The sequence below is a fragment of the Prosthecobacter gellanilyticus genome, assembly GCF_007992435.1.
GTDB lineage: Bacteria > Verrucomicrobiota > Verrucomicrobiia > Verrucomicrobiales > Verrucomicrobiaceae > Prosthecobacter > Prosthecobacter gellanilyticus.
Genome location: NZ_BKAG01000022.1, coordinates 25,426 through 46,917, shown reverse-complemented (window position 1 = coordinate 46,917; position 21,492 = coordinate 25,426). Strand labels below are relative to the sequence as shown.

General features: G+C 60.8%; 11 protein-coding genes. 6 read left to right on the top strand and 5 right to left on the bottom strand.

The window, feature by feature from the left end; genetic code table 11:
* The first annotated feature begins 44 nt into the window (after positions 1 to 44).
* The 4 genes from BGE01nite_RS15670 (at position 45) to BGE01nite_RS15655 (ending at position 5,523) form a co-directional block, all read left to right on the top strand.
* Positions 45 to 2,141 (top strand): beta strand repeat-containing protein, encoded by a 2,097-nt coding sequence (locus tag BGE01nite_RS15670; protein ID WP_146851428.1) that lies wholly within the window; start codon positions 45 to 47, stop codon positions 2,139 to 2,141.
* A 155-nt stretch (positions 2,142 to 2,296) separates the two neighbouring features.
* Positions 2,297 to 4,891, top strand: coding sequence for a glycosyltransferase (locus tag BGE01nite_RS15665; RefSeq protein WP_146851427.1), 2,595 nt, complete (start codon positions 2,297 to 2,299; stop codon positions 4,889 to 4,891).
* 40 nt (positions 4,892 to 4,931) lie between these two features.
* A complete protein-coding gene (locus BGE01nite_RS15660) occupies positions 4,932 to 5,243 on the top strand; it encodes a hypothetical protein (protein WP_146851426.1) in 312 nt (103 codons plus the stop codon).
* A gap of 1 nt (position 5,244) precedes the next feature.
* Positions 5,245 to 5,523 carry a hypothetical protein gene (locus BGE01nite_RS15655; protein ID WP_146851425.1) on the top strand — a complete coding sequence of 93 codons (279 nt, stop codon included), beginning with the start codon at positions 5,245 to 5,247 and terminating at the stop codon, positions 5,521 to 5,523.
* 163 nt (positions 5,524 to 5,686) lie between these two features.
* On the opposite strand, the gene BGE01nite_RS15650 is transcribed toward BGE01nite_RS15655, so the two are convergent.
* Positions 5,687 to 8,275: a M16 family metallopeptidase gene (locus tag BGE01nite_RS15650; RefSeq protein WP_170266815.1), complete on the bottom strand. Its 2,589-nt coding sequence runs from the start codon at positions 8,273 to 8,275 to the stop codon at positions 5,687 to 5,689.
* A 293-nt stretch (positions 8,276 to 8,568) separates the two neighbouring features.
* On the opposite strand from BGE01nite_RS15650, the gene BGE01nite_RS15645 reads away from it, so the two are divergent.
* Together BGE01nite_RS15645 and BGE01nite_RS29810 are read left to right on the top strand one after the other, a co-directional pair.
* Entirely contained in the window at positions 8,569 to 11,499 is a 2,931-nt protein-coding gene (locus tag BGE01nite_RS15645) for an FtsK/SpoIIIE family DNA translocase (RefSeq protein WP_146851423.1), read from the top strand.
* A gap of 71 nt (positions 11,500 to 11,570) precedes the next feature.
* Positions 11,571 to 11,906: a DUF2185 domain-containing protein gene (locus BGE01nite_RS29810; protein ID WP_146851422.1), complete on the top strand. Its 336-nt coding sequence runs from the start codon at positions 11,571 to 11,573 to the stop codon at positions 11,904 to 11,906.
* Between the two features lie 384 nt (positions 11,907 to 12,290).
* Here the strand turns inward: BGE01nite_RS29810 and BGE01nite_RS15635 are convergent, their stop codons facing one another.
* From BGE01nite_RS15635 to pncA, 4 genes are all read right to left on the bottom strand, one after another.
* Complete coding sequence (locus BGE01nite_RS15635) at positions 12,291 to 12,683, bottom strand: hypothetical protein (RefSeq protein ID WP_146851421.1); 393 nt, start codon at positions 12,681 to 12,683, stop codon at positions 12,291 to 12,293.
* Positions 12,684 to 12,745: 62 nt separating this feature from the next.
* The gene (locus BGE01nite_RS15630) at positions 12,746 to 14,236 is read right to left on the bottom strand and encodes an Hsp70 family protein (protein WP_146851420.1); all 1,491 of its coding nucleotides are present in this window, start codon (positions 14,234 to 14,236) and stop codon (positions 12,746 to 12,748) included.
* 77 nt (positions 14,237 to 14,313) lie between these two features.
* A complete protein-coding gene (gene grpE / locus BGE01nite_RS15625) occupies positions 14,314 to 20,574 on the bottom strand; it encodes a nucleotide exchange factor GrpE (RefSeq protein WP_146851419.1) in 6,261 nt (2,086 codons plus the stop codon).
* A 285-nt stretch (positions 20,575 to 20,859) separates the two neighbouring features.
* Positions 20,860 to 21,456: a bifunctional nicotinamidase/pyrazinamidase gene (gene pncA / locus BGE01nite_RS15620; RefSeq protein ID WP_146851418.1), complete on the bottom strand. Its 597-nt coding sequence runs from the start codon at positions 21,454 to 21,456 to the stop codon at positions 20,860 to 20,862.
* Positions 21,457 to 21,492 lie beyond the last annotated feature (36 nt).

The following is a 21,492-nucleotide window of genomic DNA, read 5'->3' as shown; positions in this document are numbered from 1 at the left end:
TTGTCTTGTTTACCGGGGGCATGGGCGGCAGCCTGATCCACCCTATGAAAAACCCACCCCCCTTCGTGAGCGTGCTGGAGTCTCTGGAGCCCAAGATCGCACCCGCAGGTGTCGTCTCCGTCGTCTACAATGCGGTGACGAACAGCATGATCATCAGTGGGAGTGCCGGGAATGACGACTTCATCATGACCCACACAGCGGGTGACACGTGGAAGTTCACCAGCACCAACGGAGACACCGCCTTCAGTCTGAACGGCGTCGCGGCGGGCTTCGAGATCAACAACATGCCGGTCACCCTGACCACGAAGATCAATCTGGGTGACGGAAACGACAAGCTCGTCATGACGTCCACGGCCGCCCCCGGCGCGGAACTGGTGATCCTGGAAGGCCTTTTTGAAGTCCTCGGCGGCAAGGGTGTGGATAACGTGAGCATCCATGATGAGCTCAACCCGGTCTTCAATGGCCTAACCAAATTTGACCTCGGAGATGGCTATGACTCCCTCCAGTTTGAAGGCACGGCCACCTTCGCCAACAAGACGCTCTTGTCCGCAGGCCTGGGTGGGGGGGACATCACCATCGGTCCTTTTGGCACCCAGACTTTCACCAAGGGGCTGACCGTGGATCTCGGCAGCGGCGGCGGCCTCTTCACTGGCGACCTGGACGTTTCTGGCGGCAAGTTGGAAATCAAGGCAGCCGGCACGGGTGGTTCCCTGCTTTACCTGGATGGTGGCCTGCGGGTGGAACAGGGCATGAGCATCAGCCTGGGAACCGGGAACAACACCGTGGCGCTGGGCGTCATCAACCCCGAAGACATTATGATCGGCGGCCCCCTGAGCATCACCACCGGTGGCGGTTCCGACTCAGTGATTGTGTTCACCGAGGTCAATGTGTCAGGGGCCTTCACCATCGACATGAAGGACGGGACAAACTCGTTTGCGCTGGCCCAGGATGCCTCCGTCAATGCCAACTCGGTGCTGCTGAAGGGCGGCAAGGCTGGCCTGGATGTGCAGTTTGGCAGCAATGCGGCGCTGACCACCAGCACCAGCTTCACCGTCGATGTGAAGGCGAACACGCTGGAAGACAATCTCTTCAACATAACCACAGGCAGCACCTTGAAAATCGGCAGTATTTTCAGCTACCTCGGCGGCACGCGCAATGATCAGCTCGACTTCGGCGCGAATGTGGATGTGGACATTCGCGGCGGCATGATCGCCAGCCTGGGTGCAGGTGCCAATGGTGTGAACTTTGGCAATGCCGATGTCACGATCGGCGGCAATCTCAGCGTCACCGGCCTCACTGGCAATGACAGTGTGAGCATGACCGGAGAGCTGAACGTCCTCGGCTCCATTCTCATGAACCTGGGGGCGGGCACGAACTTTTTCAACAACTCCGGCGGGGATGTACGTGTGGCCGGAGCTCTGTCCTACACCGGAGGAGCGGGGAATGACTCCATCGACTTCGGGGGTGTGGATCTTCTCGTCGGGCAGAGCCTGACCATCGCTGCTGGAGACGGAGACAATCAGGTGATGCTCCATGGCACCAACGGCCAGCTTAGCTCCATCATCTACACCGGCGGCAAGGGCCAGGATCAGGTGTATGTAGGCGTGAATGCTCAAGGTGATGCTGGCAGCACCTATCTGACGGGTGGAGTGACCGCCAAACTGGGCGCAGGACTGAACCGGCTGGTTCTCGCGCAAGCCGTGGTGAGGAGTGCCGTGAGCGTGCAGTCCCTAAGCGCCACGGCCGAGACTGATTTCCTGACGGTGCGTGACGCGACCGTGTTTGGCACCTTCACCAGTGCCCTGGGCAAGGGTGTCTCCACGCTGACGATCGATGATTCCACCTTCAACAATGCCGTGAATGTGACCACGGGTGATGGAAACGATGTCCTGAAGTTCGACAACCTCGCAGGGCCTGAATATAGCGGCGTGAACCGCTGGAACTCCGCCGTGAAGATCCTGAGCGGCACGGGGGATGACCAGTTCATCTTCGGCACCGGCAATGGCGCTCCGTCCGCCACAAACACGAACATCTTCAGAAACTTCAGCAGCATCTTCGATTCAGGCACGGGCGCGGACACCGTGCAGCAAAACGGCGGCCAGACTCTGAGTGGCAATGCCTACAACGTGCCGGTGAGCTGAGTTGATTTAAATGTCTTATGAAGGCCGGGATCTCACCTCCATGGGTGTGACTTCCCGGCCTTCGTCATTCGTCATTCTGGTTTCGTCATTCACCCGAGGGGCGCTTCTCAACTCTTGCGTCCTAAAATGCTCTGGGGCATGTCTGGTTCTCCCGCATGTCCTCTGTGTCTGTCTCCACAGCCCCCTCCCCTGCCCTGGCTGGTCAGGCAGGTGCGCTTGTGACCGCAGGGAAGTTTTTCCGGCTCGGGGCTGAAGGTGAGAAGGTCTTTCTCCGCGGAGTGAGCTATGGCCCCTTTCGACCCAACTCGCGCGGGGAGGAGTTTCCCGAGGATGCACGGATCGCCACGGATCTGGCGCAGATCCGTCAGATGGGGTTTGATACGGTCCGCATCTACACGCCGCCTTCAGAAGTGATTTTGACGGAAGCGCTGAAACTGGGACTGCGGCTCATCGTGGGCATCGCCTGGACGGATCATGTGGACTTCCTGCGCAGCAAGTCGCAGCAGGAGACCATCCTGGAAGATGTGCGCTTTGTGGCCACACGGCTGCGTGATCACCCCGCCGTGGCGGCTTTCCTCGTCGGCAATGAGATCGAGAAGACGCTCGTGCGGTGGATGGGCCCCAGCAAGGTGCAGCACTTTCTGGAGAAACTGATCGATGCCGGCCGTGAATGCGCGCCGAACCAACTATTCAGTTACGCCACCTATCCGAGCACGGAGTATCTCATCCCGAGAAACGCTGACTTCCTGGCGATGAATGTGTATCTGGAGGACCGGGAGAACTTCGCCCGCTACCTTCAGCGCCTGCATCATCTGGCGGGGAACAAGCCGCTGGTCATCACCGAGTTCGGGCTCGACACGGCCACACATGGCGCGGCTGCACAGGCGGAGACCTTTGCGTGGTTTGAAGAGGAGTGCCGGTGTGCGGCGGTGGCGGGCACGGTGTGGTTCAGCTACACGGATGAATGGTTTCGCGGTGGACAGGATGTGACGGAGTGGCGGTTTGGGATCGTCGACGCGGGAAGACAGTCGCGGCTTCAGGTTTCCAGCTCTCGGTTCGCGGTTCACGGTTCACGGTTGGAAGATAGCCAACCGGGAACGGAGAACCGAGAACAGCGAACTGAGAACCGCGAACTGATCTCCGTCATCGTCTGCACTTACAATGGTGGTGCGACTCTGCGGGCTTGCTTGGAGTCACTGCAGAGGCTGCGCCATCCGAACTACGAGGTGCTGGTGATCGATGATGGATCCACGGAGGACATTGACTCGATTGTGAGGCCTTTCGTCGCCGTGCGCTATGTGCATCAGGACCATGCGGGACTGAGCGTGGCGCGCAATCGAGGCATGAAGGCGGCTCGAGGAAGCATCCTCGCTTACACGGATGACGACTGCATCATGGATGAGGACTGGCTGGGCTATATCGCAGCCGGGTTTGACGATCCCAAGTGGGTCGCTTGCGGTGGCCCGAACATCCCGCCGGCCCCGCGAAACAATGTGGAGGCCGTGGTGGCCGCAGCACCTGGTGCTCCGGCGCATGTGATGCTGAATGACAGCGAGGCGGAGCATCTGCCAGGCTGCAATCTGGCCATCCGCAAGAGCGCGCTGGAGGCCATCCATGGATTCCGCGAGCACTACCGCACCGCCGGTGACGATGTGGATGTCTGCTGGCGACTGCGTGAAGCTGGTGGACACCTCCGCTTCATACCGGGTGCCATGGTCTGGCATCATCGGCGGAGGACTCTCAAGGCCTACTTCGGGCAGCAACGTGGTTATGGTCATGCCGAGGCGCTGCTGATGAAGGATCATCCGGAAAAATTCGGCCTGCGCGGTGGTGCCCGCTGGCGCGGCTCCATCTATGGCGACTCCACGCCTGCCGAGGATCTGGCGGAAGGCAGCATCTTTCACGGTCCGCTGGGCAATGGTCTCTTCCAGGGCATCTACCAGCACTCCCGGCGCTGCTCGCTGGACTGGTTCAGCGGAGTGCTGTGGATTCCTCTTGTCGTTGTCACGGCCCTGGCAGGCTGGTGGTTTCTAGCTAACTTTTTGTTAGCCCTCACCTTCGCCGCCACGCTTTGCTACCGTTTTTCCCTCCCAAGACCTCCACATCCTCTGTCCTGGAGAGACGATCTGACGTTGCTGGCTCTCTGCTGGCGGCAGCCCGTCACGCGGGAGTGGGCGCGGCTGCGCGGCATGATGAAGCTGGGGGCTTTCCCGAGCTGTCATCCGACCTTCAAGGAAGTCTTTGAACCATCGCTGACAGGCATGATCAGCATACCACTGACTGGATGCAGCTTTTGGAGTGACGAGGGTGTCGGGCGCGAGGAGCTCCTCAAGGCTGCCGAACCTATTTTGCACCAAAATCCCTCCCAGGATGGCTGGCAGCGGCTCGACCTGGAGAACCGGAAGTCCAGGCATCTCACGCTGGGCTTGCTGACCGTCACCGAATACCACGGCGGGAACCGGCGCCTGACCCGCGCGAGCTACCATGTGCGCACCCCGCTGTGGCTGGCGGTCTCGCTGCCCCTGGTGGTGATGCTGCTCATCGCCAGCCTGCTCATGCTTGTCACGATGACTCTGCCGCATTCGCTGGACTGGCTGATCGATCTTGTGTGGAGACTTGGCTATCCATTGATTCTTCTCTGGCTGTTCTTCCACGTCCTGCTGCGCATCCGCCGGGGCATCCTGGCGGCGGCGGAGAAGTGTGGGTTGAAGCCTTGCATCCACGAGGGTGGTGCGCCGCTTCAGTCTTGACGCTTGTCCGCCTGCCGTTGTCTCATTCAAGAGCGAACGCATGTCCAAGGCTCGTTATCCTAGAAACACCCAGGAATTTATCATCCTGCCGTGGGCCTATGCCCTGTTTTCGTTTTACTTGCTGCATGTGTCAGACCTGGATGTTCGTCACGAAGCCGTGCTGGTGATGAGCTTCATCATCACCCCGTTTATTCTGTTTCTAAACACGTTGGGAACAGGCATGGCGCTCGTCACCTCACGCAAGCATTACAAGAACCTGGGATCGAGTTTCTTGATCAACGTCGTGACGTTCCTCTTTTCAATTGGACAGTTTCTGCTGTGGCTCCGTCAAAAACCAGATCCGTTTGAATAGGATGAACTCATTCCGCACCAGTCGTCCGGCATTGGCCCTGATGGCACTGCCTGCCGTCTATCTCTTTCTGGCGGTGTGCGTCAGTGCAACCCTGGGTCTGGTGGCTTTGTCCGTTCTTTGGTTCTTTCCTTGGGTCCTAGCGATCAACACCGTGGTGGCGTGTTGGATGTATATCGTCAAGCCCACCACAGAGCGACTTGAACTTCCCTTCGCGGTCTCATTGCTTGTTATGCTAGGCGCCTTCTATCTCGCATGGATGCTGCCTTTGATGAGGAGGTGATAGCGTCGTGGGAAGAGATCGGGCACGACACCGCCTTGCGCGCATAAAACGTGTTCTTTGTTAGGTGACGCTGGGTGCGAACGAGAGCGGTGTCGACGAGGCAAGGATTGCTCCTTGCCTCTCTGCCACCGCACTCCGGGACGCTTCGCGACTTCGGTGCTGTTTATCCGGCCACGGCCTGCTCCGGCATGACGCGGACGATGGTGGCACTGGCGACATCGAGGTAGGCTTTGGCGGCGCGCTTGATGTCTTTGTCGGTCACGGCGGCGATCTTGGCAGGCAGGCTCTGGAAGTGGGCGTAGCCGAGGCCGTTGATCTCGTTCCAGGCGTAGGAGTCCGCCATGCTGCCATTCCCCTGCTGGGCACGCAGCCACTGGGAACGCCAGGCAGTCTTGGCACGGGTGATCTCGGCTTTCGTCAGGCCGTTTTTGGCAAGGTCGGCAATCAGTCGAAGCATTTCTTGTTGGGCCATATCGACCTTCTTCGGGTCGGTGCCCACATAGAAATAGAAGGCTCCGGCGCCGAGCGCGGCGAACTGCTGCGCGCCGACATAGTAAGCCAGGCCGAGCTCCTCGCGGATGCGATTGAAGAGGCGGCTGCCCATGTCGCTGCAGGCTTCATCGATGAGGGTGAGCGCGAGCACGTCCTCGCTATGCAGGCCGACGGTGCGGAAGCCGATGACGAGGATGGCCTGCTCTTTTTCCATCGGGATCACCGGCTGCACGGGCTTGCGCTTCGTGGCAGGGAACTGTGTGATCTCACGGCGTTTGCCTCGTGGAAGCCTGGCGAAGGCGGACTCGACCTGCTTGCGGATAACGGAAGCCTTCACATCACCGACAATGCTCAGCACGCCGTTCTCGCCGACGATCGACTCGCGCAGCATGGCGCGGCAATCCGCCACGGTGAGGGCTTTGACAGTCGTTTCAGTGCCCAGCGCAGTGCGGGCAAAGGGCTGGCCGGCGAAGATCTCCGCACGGGCACGACGCATGGCGACGGTGAGCGGGTCTTCCTTTTCCTCCTGGATCTGCGCGAGCTGCAGCTTGCGCACTTTTTCCAGGCCATCTGCCGGAAGCGTGGCATTCAGAAGCAGGTCGCTGATCAAATCGAGACCGGTGGACTCATCACCCCGCATGACATCCGCGCCGACGAGGTAGCGATGCGCGTCTGACTGGCAGATGAGCGCGCCGCCACGGTTTTCGAGTTCCGCCGAGATCTGGGCGGTCGTGCGTGTCTTCGTGCCCTTCAGCAGCAGGCTTGCGGACACCTGGGTCACACCGGCCTTGTCATGGGTCTCCACCGGCACACCGGCGAGGAAGGAGCCGCGGATGGAGATGAGCGGCAGACGTGGATTTTCCTGCACGAGGAGGGTGAGGCCGTTCTTCAGCGTGAAGCGCTGCACGTCATCCGAGGTGGAGGTGGCGGCCAGGGCACCCTGCTTCTCCGGCACATGAGATCCCACACTGACGACGCTGCAGGTTTCATCCAAGAGATACTTCTGCGCGGCGCTGCGGATGTCCTCTGGGGTGAGGCGGCTGAGCTTGCCGAGATACTGCTGCGGATACTCGAGGCTGCCGGTGGTGAGCCAGCCATGACCGAGGATGGCGGCCTGCCCCTTGGTGGTGGCGAGGCTGCGCAGCTGATAGCCCAGGGTGGCACGCAGAGCTTTCGCCAGCTCGTCTTTGCGCGGGCCTTTGGCCTTCATGTCGCGGATGACTTCCAGCATGGCCTTCTGGCAGATGGCGGTGTTCTCGGGATCACACTCGACATCGGTATTGAAGACGCCGCACTCCTGCGAGCCCCAGGCTCCGGCCCAGGTGCTGTGGGCGATGCCGCGCTTCTCACGCAGTTCCTGATTCAACCGGGAGCTGCGGCCACTGCCTAACAAGAAGGCTAGCACATCGAGCGCTGGTTTGTCCGCATGACCGTCTCCCGGGATCTGCCAGCCGAGGGCGACGTGGCTCAGCTCGGTGGCGAAATCTTTGTGCGCGAAGCGCTGGCCGAGCTGGCGCGCCTCCTGAGGCTGGATCACAGGCTCGTAGGGCTTGCGCTCCCAATCACCAAGCACGCGCTCCACGGCAACCAGGGTGGCCTCTGCATCCACGGCACCGGCGATGACGACGAAGCAGTTGTTCGGCACGTAGTGACGCTGCACGAAGCCGAAGACGTCGTCACGCTTCACCTGGTCAAACACGGCGCGGTGACCGATGATGGGGTGCTGCAGCGGGTGAGTGCGGAAGCTGGTGCGCTGCACGAGATGCTGGAGCTGCGAGCCTGGCTCGTCATTGCCCATGGCCATCTCACGGCGGATCACGTCCTGCTCCTTTGCCAGTTCAGCGGCATCAAACCGCGAGTGGCGCACCATGTCCGCGAGGATGTCCAGGTAGCCCTCAGTGTTCTCCGCGAGGCCATCGATCCAATAGACGGTGCGGTTAAAGGTGGTGTAGGCATTCACATAACCACCGAGCTGCTGGATGCCGACGGAGATCTCCTGGGCGGTGCGGCGGGTGGTGCCCTTGAAAAGCATGTGCTCCACACAGTGGGCCAGGCCCGCGCCGGTCCATTTCTCCTCATGGATGCTGCCTGCCTTCACCCAGATCTGCACGCTGACTAGGGGATGCTGGTGGTCCTCACGGACAATGACCTCGAGCCCGTTATCCAAAGTCCGCAACTGGGCGCTCATGGGTGGCACGACGAGGTCCGGTGAAGCCTGGGAACGAGCAGGGAAACGGGGGGAAGAGGAGCGAGCGGGCATGGAAGAGAAGCGTCGAGGCATGGCACGGAGCCCTGCCTCCGGCAAGGGAATGAGGAAGCACGAATGACGAATGTCGAATGTCGAAGGGAAGACGGCAGATCACCCCAAAGCCGAATCGTCCCGCACAAGACTGACAATCAGCATCTTACAATAAAAACAGGCCTCAAAATTCGTCATTCCTCATTCGGATTTCGTCATTCTATCTCGGGGGTCTTTTCTTGATTGAGTTTTCCGTATATTTTGGCTTATTTAACTAATTCCTGCTTTTCTAACTCTCTTAACTCCCATTGCCCATGCCTCAGGTCCCCCCTGCTGCCCGTCCCCAGCGCGCCCGTGATCAAAAGCAGGCCAGCGCCTGGAATGATCCTATCGGCATCGGCATGCTGGTGATCTCCGCCATGCTGCTGCTGGCGCTGATCTCCTATGATCCACGGGATCTGCCGAGCTGGATCCCCGGCAGCCTGGCGCTGGAAGAAGACACCGTGACGCGGAACTTCATCGGCGTGGTGGGGGCCATCCTGGCCTGGGCAGGTCTGTGGCTCGCGGGCTGGGCCATTTACCTGGTGCCGGTGAGCATGACCTGGTTCGGTGTGTGCAAGCTGGCCTCCAACATCAAGGTCTCCGGCCGCTCCTGGCTGGGGGTGGCGCTCATGGTGATCAGCGCGGCGGCCATCCTGGCCGTGCAGGGCATCCTGAGCTCGCGGGACGACATCACCCCGCATGGCGGTGGTGGTGGCCTGGGCTACCTCATCGGCGGCAGCATCTTTGCGAACCTGCTCGGCACCCTGGGCTCGACCATTTTGTTCATCGCCATCTATGGCGTGGGTTTCTTCCTGGCCAGCGGCCTGCACCCGATGATGGTCATCGAGGAAGTGCGCGGAGAGATCGAGCGCTGGATTGAGCAGAACCGAGTCCGCCGTGAGATGGCGGCCCGTCTTGCGGAAGAAGAAGAGATCGCCGCGGCGCGTGCTGCTGCCGCAGGCTCCCCTGCCCCGGCCCGCCGCCGGAAGCCGCAGGAAGTCAGCCCTGACATCGCCACGCCGATCAGCACTCCTGCTGGAAAGTTGGTTACGCCAGAGCTTGGCCTGACCTTTGAACCGAAGATCATTGATGCCTCCGTCTCTCGCACGCACAACGATGAAGACGACAGCAAGCCGAAGCTTTCCGAGGTGTGGCAGAAGAAGCGCGCGCAGAAGATGGAGCAGGCTCCGCATGGCACTCTGGGCAGCCTGACGGTGCTTTTCAAAGACTACAAACTGCCTGAGCTGGATCTGCTGCACTGGCCTGAAGAGGCCGCGAAGCCGGTGGACAAGAAAGAGATGCTCGCCGTGCAGGAAACCATCGTGCGTGCGCTGGCCTCCTTTGGTGTGAAGGTGGAGGCGGGAGACATCACGCGTGGTCCTGCGATCACCCGCTATGAAGTGCGTCCGGTGGATGGTCTGCGTGTGGCCCGCATCGCCGCACTGGATGACGACATCGCCCGCGCCACCTGTGCGGAGCGCATCAACATCCTGGCGCCGATTCCAGGCAAGGACACCGTGGGCATCGAGCTCGCGAACCGTGACAAGGTGGTGGTGCCGATCCGTGAGCTGCTGGAAGATGACATCTTCCTCAACGGCAAGGCGAAGATCCCGATCGCTCTCGGCAAGGACGTGTATGGCAAGACCATCATCGGTGACCTTGCTGCGATGCCGCATTTGCTCGTCGCGGGTTCCACGGGTTCCGGTAAATCGGTGTGCATCAATGGCATCATCACCAGCCTGCTGTGCCGCTTTGCGCCGGATGAGCTGCGCTTCATCATGATCGACCCGAAGGTCGTGGAAATGCAGAACTACGCCAAGCTGCCGCATCTGGCGCTGCCGGTGGTCACGGATCCGAAGAAGGCGCTGATGGCGCTGCGCTGGGTGGTGAAGGAGATGGAAGGCCGCTACCAGATGTTTGCCAGCGAGGCCTGCCGTAACTTCGAGGCGTTTAACAACCGCAATCGCAAACGCATCGTCCCTGGTGGTGCTGCTGCCGTGGCTGCGGCCACGGCAGGTGCTGGTGGAGCGGTGACTGCACCTGCTGCCGCTTCACGCGGTGGGATGAATCCACGCCCAGGTCCGGCGATGGCTGCGAATGAGATGGCTGCGCCGACCGGTGCTCCTGTGCGCAAAGCGAACATCGTGGCGAAGTCGGCCGCGGCTCCGAAGATCACCGCCATCGTTCCGGATGTGCCGTTTGGCAGCAGCATCGCGGCTCTCGATGAATACGCGGCTGAGATCACCAAGCCCGTGCGCAAGTCCAATGCCTTTGCCCAGGCGGCGGCGATGGCTGATGCCGCGCAGGATGGCATGCATCCAGAACAGGTGCGCCTGGACTACATCGCCGACACCGACTCCGCTCCATGGGGATCCTCTGACGATGATGAAGACGAGGACACCACGCATGAGGTGAACATGTCTGACGACGAAGACGAGGACAGCCTGCCCATCGATGACAGCGGCACCTGGACCGGTGACTCCGTGCCACCGCCACCACGCCGTCATGAGGTCGTCATTCCAGATACCCTGCCCTACATCGTGGTGATCATTGATGAGCTGGCCGACCTCATGCAGACCGCGCCTGCGGACATCGAAGGCGCGATCGCGCGTATCACGCAGATGGCTCGTGCGGCTGGCATTCATCTCATTGTCGCCACGCAGACTCCGCGTGCGGACGTGATCACCGGTGTGATCAAGGCGAACATCCCCACGCGCATCGCCTTCCAGGTCGCCTCTGCTCTCGACAGCCGAGTCATCCTTGATCGCAAAGGCGCTGAGAACCTCGTGGGTAAAGGGGACATGCTCTATGTGCCACCGGGCGGAGCTCAGCCGATCCGCAGCCAGGGCGCGCTCGTCACGGATGACGAGATCCACGCCATCGTCAGTCATTGCAGCGATCAAGGTCGCCCAGTCTACGACGTCCGCGTCGAGAGCGATGCCGACGGCGGCGATTTCATGAGCGATGATGAGGACGGCGATGAATCCAACGGCGTGAGCAGCGAGGAAGAAGAGACGTTGGAGAAGTGCCTCGAAGTCATGCGCCAGGAAAAGAAAGCCTCCACCAGTCTCTTCCAACGACGCTTGCGGTTAGGCTATGGTCGCGCCGCCCGCATGATGGACATCCTCGAAATGCGCGGCATCATCGGCCCCGGAGATGGCGCGAAGCCACGGGAGATTCTGGTGTCGCTAGATATGATTTGAGGCCCTTTCAGAGCCCTCACGGGCCCATTTACCTGGCTCTTTCAGGGTTTATCCCGTAAGACATCTCTACCATGGATCCTACCCAAAAGGCTTTCAAGATTCCCGGGGTTCAAATTCAGCAATTGATCCCCCAGATGGGTGGGTGCTTCGCGAGTGATAGGATCATGGTGGATGGCCTCTTGGTTGGATACATGTATCGTGATGAGCCCTACAACGATGTTGATAGCGGTTGGAGATTTCTTTCGGGCGACGAATCCCAAGATTACATGGATGATCCCGACCATCTTGGGATCTATGCGGTAAACACTGTATGCAATTACGCTCCGGCCATCATTCCATATTTGGATTCACCACCAGGTTCTGCCTTTGGGAGAATCGGGGACACTGACAAGTTTCAGTCAGAGTAGGTGCTCCTTACAACGGCGTGTAACAGCCATTGATGAGGGAGTCGCGACAGCGTCCTTGTGCTCCAGTCCTCTGGAGCTTTGGGGTGGGAGGCGGGTGATGTCGTGCGCGCAGAAGGGTGGGATGACCTTTTGAGGACTTCGCCAGCCCGCTTCGCGAAGTTTTTCGTTAGGCCTTCGAGAGCGCCGGAGGGCCGGCGCAGTCCAGGACGCTTCGCGACTTTGGCGTCATTGTTGGTTACGCCCCCGGCAGACTTCAAATTGCGTACAGGGAACTGTGCGGACCCCTTTGGGGAGCTTGAAACTTTAGACCTTTAACTTTTCTCAGAATGCTTGAGCCGGGCGGGAAGCCCGGAACACACGGGAACAGGCAGGATGCCTGTTCTACTAGAGCTCGCCGAAATGCTTTTCGCGGACGAGGACGATGGCGTTGAGCATCTTTTCGGCTTCGGCGCGGATCTTGGGGTCCAGGCTGGAGGCGCTGCGGTTGAAGCGGCGGTAGAGGAGTTTCAGGCGGGCGCTGATCTGCTCCTTGGACATTTTAGGGGTCAGTTCACACAATTCCTCGGGCGTGCGCGGTTTGGAGGAGGAGGTGGTGGGGTAGTCTTTCTGCGGGGTGCCGATGACGACGCGCTCAAGCACGTTGGGCTTGGGGGTCACGCTGCTGGCGGACGCTCCCACGGGAGCCACAGGCAGGGGGCCGGAAGGCTTGGCAGGCACAGGAGCCTGGCTCTTGGCCTGCTGGGACTTGGAGAGGGACTGGAGGATCTTTTTAAACATGGCCGGACAAAGGTTGAGGTTTCAGTTTCAAGCGGCGGGCATTCACGCAGCGGGGTTCACGATCACTCGATGCGCATCTGGCGGAGGCTGACGCTCTTCTTCTTGAGCTCTTCATCAGAAAGGACTCCGGCACCCTTGTAGCTGACGGCGACTTCGCGACTGCGGCCGGACTGCTTGTCCACGACGAGGGCGCGGACACGCTGGTTCTCATCATAACTGAAAGTCACGGCGATCTCACATCCTTTCGGACGATTCGGCGGCACCTCCAGGGTGATGCGGCCGATGATGTCGACATAGCGCGGGTCATCATCCTCACCCTGGGTGATGTCCACCTCGATCACGCGCTCGTTGTCCTCACTGGTCTGGTAGACCTGGGTGCGGGAGCACGGGATGGGGGTGTTCTTCGGAATGACGATGGAGTTCATCAGCTTCTCCTCGCCGGTCTTGGCATTGTAGATCATGGCCAGCGTGCCGTAGCTGGCATTGCAGACTTCCTGGATGCGGGCGGATTTCTTGGCGAAGAGAGCGGCGCCGAGGGCGACGCACTCGTCCACGTTGCCGCAGGATTTCGGAGTCTTGTTAAAGAGCTTCTCGAGGATCTGCTTCACCTTCGGGATGCGGGTGGAACCACCGACGAGCACGACATGATCGATATCGCTGGGCTTGAGCTTGGCGGAATCCAGCGCCTGCTCCACGAGCATGACTGTGCGGGTCAGCATCTGGCGCACCATCTTCTCAAAGCCATCACGAGTCAGGTCGATACGGGCGATGCCGTTGCTCTGATCATTGGAGACGGTGTCATTCACACGCTGAAGCTTGGAAAGCATCTTCTTCGCGTCTTCCGTGGCCTGCAGGATGCGGCGGCGGTGGCGCTCATCCGAGTAAAGCTGGGCTCCGGTCTGCTTCTGATACTGCTCGGTGTAGGCATCGAGCAGGAGCTCGTCAAAATTGCTGCCGCCGAGGTGGCGCGCGCCTTCGCTGGTGAGAATGCGGATGTTGTCCCCCTGCACTTCCAGGATGGTGGTGTCCAGCGTGCCGCCGCCCAGGTCATAGACGAGGATGCGGCCCTGCACGCCCTGATTGTGCGCGTAATACACAGCCGCGGCGGTGGGCTCATTCACCAGACGCTTCACCTTCATGCCGGCCATCTCAGCGGCGGCGATGGTGCTTTTGCGGGCGAGCTCGTTGAAGTTCGCCGGCACGGTGATGACGACCTCATTGATCTCGCCGATGATCTTGGAGCACTCACGCTTCAGCTTGGCCAGGATGAGCGCGGAGACCTCGGAGGGCGTCCATTTTTTGCCATCGATGTCCACGAGATATTCGGGGTCATCCATGTGGCGCTTGATCTGGAAGACGGTGCGGTCGGGCTCACCACCATCACGGGCGGCGCTGCCGACGAGCTTCACATCCTCATGCGTGTCAAAGAAGACCACGGAGGGGGTGAGGCGCTCGCCATCGGCATTCGGAACGATCTCCGGATTACCGTCGGATTTCAAATAAGCCAGGCCCGAGAGCGTGGTGCCAAGATCGATGCCAACGAATTCTGCCATGGTGGAAGGAGGGTGAGAGGTGAGAGAGGGAAGTGAAAGAGGAAAAAATGACGAATGACGAGGTCAGGCGGAGCAGGTCATTGGCTGGAGGTCTTCACCTCGACTTTACGCAGGATGATCTCGTGGCCGTCCTCGCGGGAGAAGACGAAGCCGGAACGGCAGGTTTCGACGACGCGGGGCTTTTCCTTGCCAGGAACGCTGTCGACGACGGCGATGCGCTTGCGCAGGTCGGTGTCCACCTCGGTGCCGAGGGCCACGTCCACCTCGGTGACACCGTGCTGGAGCAGGATGTCCTCAAAGGAGGCGCGGAGGGTCTGGAGCTGCATGACCACGTCTCCCCCATTATGCCCGGCATAACGAGAAGTGAGGGCATCAATGAGGTCGATGCGCTTGATGAGGTCATTGGCGAACATGATGACCGTGGACTCGTCCGTGGAGAGGCCGCGGCGCATGATCTCGTGCTTCTCCTCCAGCTCGAGGAGCTGGGCGCGGAGACGTGCCTCGATGTCTTTCCAGTGCTTCAGCTGGGCCTCTGCCTGGGCATAGTGCGCACGCTTGTCCTGCATGCTGGTGATCTCGCCCTTCATGCGCTCGGTCTGCGCGAGCTGGTCCTGAAGCAGGCGGTCCATGTCCATGAGGCGTTTGCGCTGCTCACCCTCGAGCGCCAGCAGGCTGGCCTTTTGCTTCTGGGTCTGGTCACTAAAGGTGGCAAACTCTCTCTCCACGCGTGCGCGCTCGGCCTTCACCTCTTCCGCACGCGCGGTCTCGCGGTGGAAAGCTTCCTGAAGGGCATTGATCTTGACCTGGACGGCGAGCTCGCGCTCGGAGGCATCTCGCAGCGCTTTGGTGGCCTCGGCCTGGCGGGTCTCCAGACTGGCAAGAGCCGCGCCGAGACTGAGGATCTGGCCGCCCACGTGGGTGTATTCGCCCACACGCTTTTCTTCCTGGTGAGTCTTGTCCGTGAGCTCGGCGAGCTTGCTGCGGCCGGCCTCGATCTCGTCACGACAGCCGCTGAGTTCCTTGTTAAGGCGGGCTTCCTCAAGCTTCAGCGCCTCGATGCGGTCAAGACGTGACTTGAGATCATTCTCCAGGGTGGAAAGCTGGGTGCGGGTGGTCTCGCTGCGGATCTTAAACTCCTTCACCTCGCGGTCGATGTCCTGCAAGGAGCTCTCGGCGGACCGGGTCTTCTCCTGCGCGGCTTTCAGGCGCGCGGCCTCGGCATCCACATCCGCCTGGGCCTTCATCACACGTTCCTCACGGACGCGATAGGCCTCCTCTAGCTGCTGGACCTGCTGCTGCAGGGTGCTGATCTTCTTCTGGGATTCGTCCGTGGAGACATTCAGACGCGTGACGTATTGCGAGGCTTCATCACGATCACGCGTGAGCTTGGTGAGCGTGGCCTGGAGACCGGCGAGCTCAGTGTTGAGCGCCGGGATGGTTTTGCGCAGCGTCTTCTCCTCTTCGCGTGTTTTGTTCGCCGCGGCTTCGGTCTCGACGCGCTTGGCCTCGATGGCCTGGAGCGCGGCGGTGGCCTTCTCCAGACGCGCATTCGCATCCGCGGCGCGGGCTTCCTCCGCCTTGATCTTCTTGGCGAGTTCATTCATCTGCTCGGAGCCGGCCTTGATGCCTTCCTCCAGCGTCAGCAGATCCTTGCGGGTTTTGTCGTGCTGTTTGACGAGCTCTCCCAGCGTCTTCTCCTCGGCCAGGCGGCGCTTCTCAGCCTCAGCATGCGCGGCCTGCGCCTCGGTGAGCTGGCGCTGCGCCTCGGCGAGTTCGCCGACACGTTTCTCCGCAGCAGACACCTTGGCATTGAGCTCGCGTAGCTTGGCCTCGGCCTCATTGGCATCGGCAAGACGGGCTTTGATCTCGCCCTCGCTCTGCTTGCGCTTCTCAGCGAGCACTTTCTCAAAGTTGGTTACCTCGACACGCAGTGCCGCGGCCTGCTCAGAGGCATTCCGGCGCTCGGCCTGGGCGGCTTCCAGCGCCGCCATGGTGGCCTGCTTGTCCTGCATGAGGGTCTGGAGCTCCGTCTTGAGCACCTGCACGTCCGCACGCAGGGCGGGCAGCTGTTTCTCATGCTCCTCACGCTGGACGCCCAACGCCTTCAGCCCGGCCAAAACATCATTCCGCTCAGACTGCAGGCGCTGCGTCTCGGCGCGCGCCTTTTCCACTTCCTGGCCGGAGGCGAGCTGCGCGGCCTTGGCCTCCGCGAGCTTCTTCTCAGCGGTGGTGAGCTCCGCGAGACGAGCCTCAAAGCTGGCCGTCTGGGACCTGAGCTCCACCAGCTTTGTCTCGGTGGCGGCCACCTCTTGAGAGCGGACCTTCAGCATGTCTGAAGCGCCGCGCTGCTGGCTCTCCAGCGCGCTGAGCTGGGACTGGCGTTCTTTTTGTGAAGACAGCAGAGTTTCCAGCATGGCCTCCAGACCGCTGACCTGCGCCTGCATGCTGGCGGCCTGGGTGCGGTTCTTCTCATGGATGGTCATGGCCTCCTGGGCGGACTTCTTCGTCGTCTCCGCCTCGGTGCGGGCTTTCTGCAATTCAGCGCGGCCCTTGATGAGATCATCACGAAGGGCCGTCATGTCCTGCTGGAGCTGGTCGTGCTGCTTCTGGGCTTCGTCGACATGCTGGCGCAGTTCCGTGACGCGGGCCCCGACCTCGGCGCTCTCCGCCTTCTTCGCTTCCAGGGCGGTTTCGACGGTGCGGAGTTCCTCGCGCACCTTGCCGAGTTCAATGGACATGCGTGACTTCTCCTCGTCCGCGAAACGTGTCTCGGCCTCGGCCTTTTCACGATCACCGGAAAGGGTCTGGATGAGGGTGTGCTGCGCGCGGCCTTTCTCCTGGGCAGCCAGCAGATCGCGGGTCAGACTGTCACGATCAATCTCCATCTGGGCGATGGCGGCGGTGAGCTCGGCCTTGTGAGATTCGACCGCTTTCAGCGCGGTGTTGGCATCTCCCAGCTTCGCATCCGTGCTGGCCAGATCATCCAGCTTGTTGGTTAGGTCAGCAGCCTTGGTTTCCAGCTGCGAGACCTCTGCTTTAAGCCCGGCCAGCTTCTCCTCCGTCTCGGCGATTTCCGAGGTGCGTCCGGCGATCCTGGACTCAAGCCCGGCCAGCGCTGCCTGCTTTTCTTTCTGTGAGGCTGACAGCGAGGCATCCAGCTCGCTGCGATCCGCCGTCAACTGAGCCACAAGAGCTGAAAGCTCGCTCTGCTGGGTCTGCAGGCCAGTGAGGGACTTCGTGGTTTCAGCCAGCTTGCCTTCCGTATCAGCGAGGGTCTTGGCATGAGCCTCCAGCTCAGCGATCTTTTCCTCAAGGTGCGTGGCTTTCGTGCTCAGGCCGGAGAGCAGGTCCTCAGCTTTCGCGATGTCTGCCTTGCGGGCTTCATGCTCGGCATTGAGCGCGGTGATCTCGTCCTGCTTCTGCTTTTGAATGGCTGAAAGAGAGGCATCAAGCTCACCACGTTGCGTGGTGAGATTAACCAACAGTGCGGAAAGATCTGTCTGCTCGTTTTGCAGGCCCGTGAGGGACTTGGTGACGTCCGCGAGCTTTGTCTCAGTTTCAGCGAGAGTCTTCGCCTTGGTGGTGAGATCCGCCGTGCTGGCTTCAAGCTGCTTCTGCTGCGCCTGAAGAGCGCTCACTGACTGCTCGACCTTGCCCAGGTCTGCCTGACGTGCGGCCAGCTGTGACTCGAGTGCGGCAAGATCAGCCTGCTTCTGTTTCTGAGTGGCAGAGAGCGTGGCATCCAACTCGCCGCGCTGGGTGGTGAGCGCGGTCACGAGTGCGGAAAGCTCACCCTGCTGAGTTTGCAGACCGGCGAGTGACTTCGTGGCTTCCGCGAGCTTCTTCTCAGTCTCAGCAAGGGTCTTCGACTTGACCTTGAGCTCGGCGGTGCTGGTCTCAAGCTGCTTTTGCTGTGCTTGAAGTTCGGCCACGGTTTGCTCGACTTTTCCGAGGTCCTGCTGGCGTGCGCTCAACTGAGCCTCGAGCGACTCGATGTCTGCTTGCTTCTGCTTTTGCGTGGCGGAAAGGGTGGAGTCCAACTCACCGCGCTGCGTGGTGAGTGCGGCGACCAGTGCAGAAAGTTCACTCTGCTGGCCCTGGAGTCCGGCGAGGGACTTCGTAACGTCCGCGAGCTTTGCTTCCGTCTCGGCGAGGTCCTTCGACCTCGCGGCGAGATCTGCCGTGGTGGACTCAAGCTGCTTCTCCTGCTGTTGAAGGGCGCTGATTGATTGCTCGACCTTGCCGAGTTCCGACTGACGTGTGCTCAACTGCGCTTCGAGCGCGGCGATCTCCTCCTGCTTCTGCTTTTGCGTGGCAGAAAGGGTGGAGTCAAGCTCACCGCGCTGCGTGGTGAGGGCGGCGACGAGTGCGGAAAGCTCTGTCTGCTGGCCTTGAAGGCCGGTGAGAGATTGCGTGACCTCGGCGAACTTCGATTCAGTCTCCGCGAGAGTCTGGGATTTCGCGGTGAGATCTGCCGTGCTGGCTTCAAGCTGCCTCTGCTGAGCCTGCAAGCCACTGACGGTCTGCTCGAGCCTGCTGAGTTCGGTCTGACGATCACTGAGCTGTGCTTCGAGCGCGGTGATGTCTGCCTGCTTCTGCTTTTGCGTGGCGGAGAGCGTGCTGTCCAGCTCGCCACGCTGCGTGGTGAGAGTGGCGACGAGGGCGGAGAGCTCGCTCTGCTGAGATTGCAGGCCGGTGAGGGACTTTGTGGCCTCGGCGATCTTCGCTTCGGTCTCAGCCAGTGCTTGCGACTTCGCGGCGAGATCAGCGGTGCTCGTTTCCAGCTTCGCCAGTTCTGCGGTCTTTCCGGCGATGGTGGCCTGCAGAAGAGCGAGCTTCTGAGCAGCGCTTGTGTGCTGGCCTTCCAGGGCGGTGAGTGCCTCCTGGGCCTGCCTCTGCTGCGCCAGCGTGGACTCATGCTGCTCGCGGGCCTGGACAAGGCTCTCCGTGAGGCTGCCGGACTCCGTCTCGCTGCTCTGCTTGCTAACCAAAAGCGTGGCAATGATGGTGTCCAGGGTGCCGCGCTGCTGCTGCAGGCTGGCCAGGGATTCGTGACTCTCCGTGACCTGGGAACGGAGCGCGCCAAGCTGCTTCTCGACAGCGGCCTTCTCCGAGTTCAGGCCTTCCAGGGCGGTGGCGGACTCTGCCTGCGCTTCCGTCACGGCCTTCTGCACAGCGGCGAGGCTGACCTCGGCCTGGCTGACTTCCAACTGGCGCGCCTTCAACTGGGAGTCCAGGTCATGGAGCTCACCGGTGTAGCGCTGCTTCAGCTCAGTCTCGGACTTCTGTGAATCCGCGGCTGCGGTGCGGAGCTGGGCTGCCTTGGCCTCGAGTTCCTGCACGCTGTCAGCAATCTCTTTTTGACGTGCCTCGTGCTGCTGGATCTGGTTGCGCAGATCCTCCAGCTGCTTCGCGGCTTCCACTCGATCAGCGCGCGCCTTGTCCGCATCTTTATGCAGAGACTGGAAGGCGGTGTTCGCGGTGTCGATGTCTGCCTGGACTTTGTTGAGCTGGCTGCGGGTGGACTCGAGCTGGCTGTCGAGGTTCGCGGCATCGCGGCGCTTGGCGCTCAGTCTTTCCACCTCGGCCTTGGCAGCGGTGACACTGGCCCTGGCTTCCGTCAGACTGGCATCCGCTGTTTGCAGTTCCTTCTGGCGCTCCTCGATGTTCTTTTCGAGGGCGCGGATCTCATCCCGGCGCTGGGCTTCTTTCTCATTCTCGGAGCGCAGGAGATCACGCTCCTGGCGCAGGCGCGAAACTTCAGCCTTGAGCTCGTCCTCCTGCTTTTGCAGTGCCGGGTCTAGTTTCGCCGGTGCGGCCTGGACAGGTGGCTTGGTGATGGTGGTGACCGAGGGGATGACACCGGAAGGCACGGGCGGATCTGCACGCGGCACGGGAGCCCGCATGGGAGCGATGGGGCTGGTCTCCTCCTTCGGCACATCACGCGCTGGAATCGTCTCCGTGTCACCGCGCTTTCCGTCTGCAGGCACATGGGCTTTGGGCGCGGTGGATTTTCCGCCTGAAGCTGGTGCGGTGCCCTTCGGCGCTTTTTCGCGATAGCGGGCATCCAGCTGGCCGAAGCGAATCCTGTCTCCACCTTTGACGACGGAGCGCTCGATGCGCTTGCCATTCACAAAGGTGCCGTTCGAGGACTTCAGATCGACGAGCTCATACAACACACCATCCGGCTGGCGGACAAACTCCGCGTGAAAGCCGGAGATGTAGGTGTTGTCGATGACGATGTCATTCTTCGCGTCCCTTCCGATAGAGAGACGCTCTTCGAGGATATCGAAGACGAACTCATTTCCATCATTGAGGTTGAAGGCCAGATACGGCATGGGGCAGACAGCGGAGGCAAAAAACGAAGCGGGTCAGAAAATTAATTTTGGATGATCATTGAATCAATCTTAATAAACCCGAACTGCAAAGGTGTATGAAGAGCCGGGCTCATCAGGCAAGCACTGAGTAGAAATGCCACAAAAGAGCGGCTATTTCAGACAAATCTGTGTAGCGCCGCCCTCCCTAGGCAGAACAGGAAAATTTCCTTTTTCGCTCCCAGATGGGCGCAGCTTTTGCGTATTCCGGGAAATCCCGGCGCCCGGCAGACGCCTATTTAGATAAGATTAGATCAGACGGGCACCGGCTTTTTGCATCTCCTGGAGGGCTGAGCCGACATCCTGCGGAGCCAAATTCACCCCACGGCAAGCGGCTGTGTACACGTCCACGGCGAAGCCTTCCGCCAAAGCATCCAGCACGCTGAACTTCACGCAGTAGTCCGTGGCCACGCCGACGACGGTGAGATGGGTCACGCCCTGCTCTTTGAGCCACTCACCCATGCCTGTGCTAGCGCGGTGACCATTGTCATAGAGGCCGCTGTAGCTATCGATGCGGGGATTCATGCCCTTTGTGAACACGCGATGGATGCGAGGGGAGTCGAGACCAGGAGCGAAGAGAGCGCCGCCGGTATTTTGCACGCAGTGGACCGGCCAGAGGGTCTGGGGGAGGCCATCGAGCTCGCCCTGCTGGAAGACTTCCCTGCCCGGATGATTCGCGGCAAAGCTGCCGTGATCCGCTGGATGCCAGTCCTGGGTGGCGACGACCAGCCCGAACTGCGGCATGAGATCATTCACGATGGGGATGATCTCATCACCTCCGGGGACGGCGAGAGCACCGCCGGGCATGAAGTCGTTTTGGATGTCGATGAGGAGGAGGGCCTTCATGAAATGGGGGACTGAAAGTTGAAAGCTGGGAACTGA

Coding starts and splice junctions, on each gene's coding strand:
- grpE (WP_146851419.1), bottom strand. CDS start 20,574: ATGCCGTATCTGGCCTTCAACCTCAATGATGGAAATGAGTTCGTCTTC.
- BGE01nite_RS15650 (WP_170266815.1), bottom strand. CDS start 8,275: ATGCCCGCTCGCTCCTCTTCCCCCCGTTTCCCTGCTCGTTCCCAGGCT.
- BGE01nite_RS15665 (WP_146851427.1), top strand. CDS start 2,297: ATGTCCTCTGTGTCTGTCTCCACAGCCCCCTCCCCTGCCCTGGCTGGT.
- BGE01nite_RS15645 (WP_146851423.1), top strand. CDS start 8,569: ATGCCTCAGGTCCCCCCTGCTGCCCGTCCCCAGCGCGCCCGTGATCAA.
- BGE01nite_RS15635 (WP_146851421.1), bottom strand. CDS start 12,683: ATGTTTAAAAAGATCCTCCAGTCCCTCTCCAAGTCCCAGCAGGCCAAG.
- pncA (WP_146851418.1), bottom strand. CDS start 21,456: ATGAAGGCCCTCCTCCTCATCGACATCCAAAACGACTTCATGCCCGGC.
- BGE01nite_RS29810 (WP_146851422.1), top strand. CDS start 11,571: ATGGATCCTACCCAAAAGGCTTTCAAGATTCCCGGGGTTCAAATTCAG.
- BGE01nite_RS15655 (WP_146851425.1), top strand. CDS start 5,245: ATGAACTCATTCCGCACCAGTCGTCCGGCATTGGCCCTGATGGCACTG.
- BGE01nite_RS15670 (WP_146851428.1), top strand. CDS start 45: ATGAAAAACCCACCCCCCTTCGTGAGCGTGCTGGAGTCTCTGGAGCCC.
- BGE01nite_RS15660 (WP_146851426.1), top strand. CDS start 4,932: ATGTCCAAGGCTCGTTATCCTAGAAACACCCAGGAATTTATCATCCTG.
- BGE01nite_RS15630 (WP_146851420.1), bottom strand. CDS start 14,236: ATGGCAGAATTCGTTGGCATCGATCTTGGCACCACGCTCTCGGGCCTG.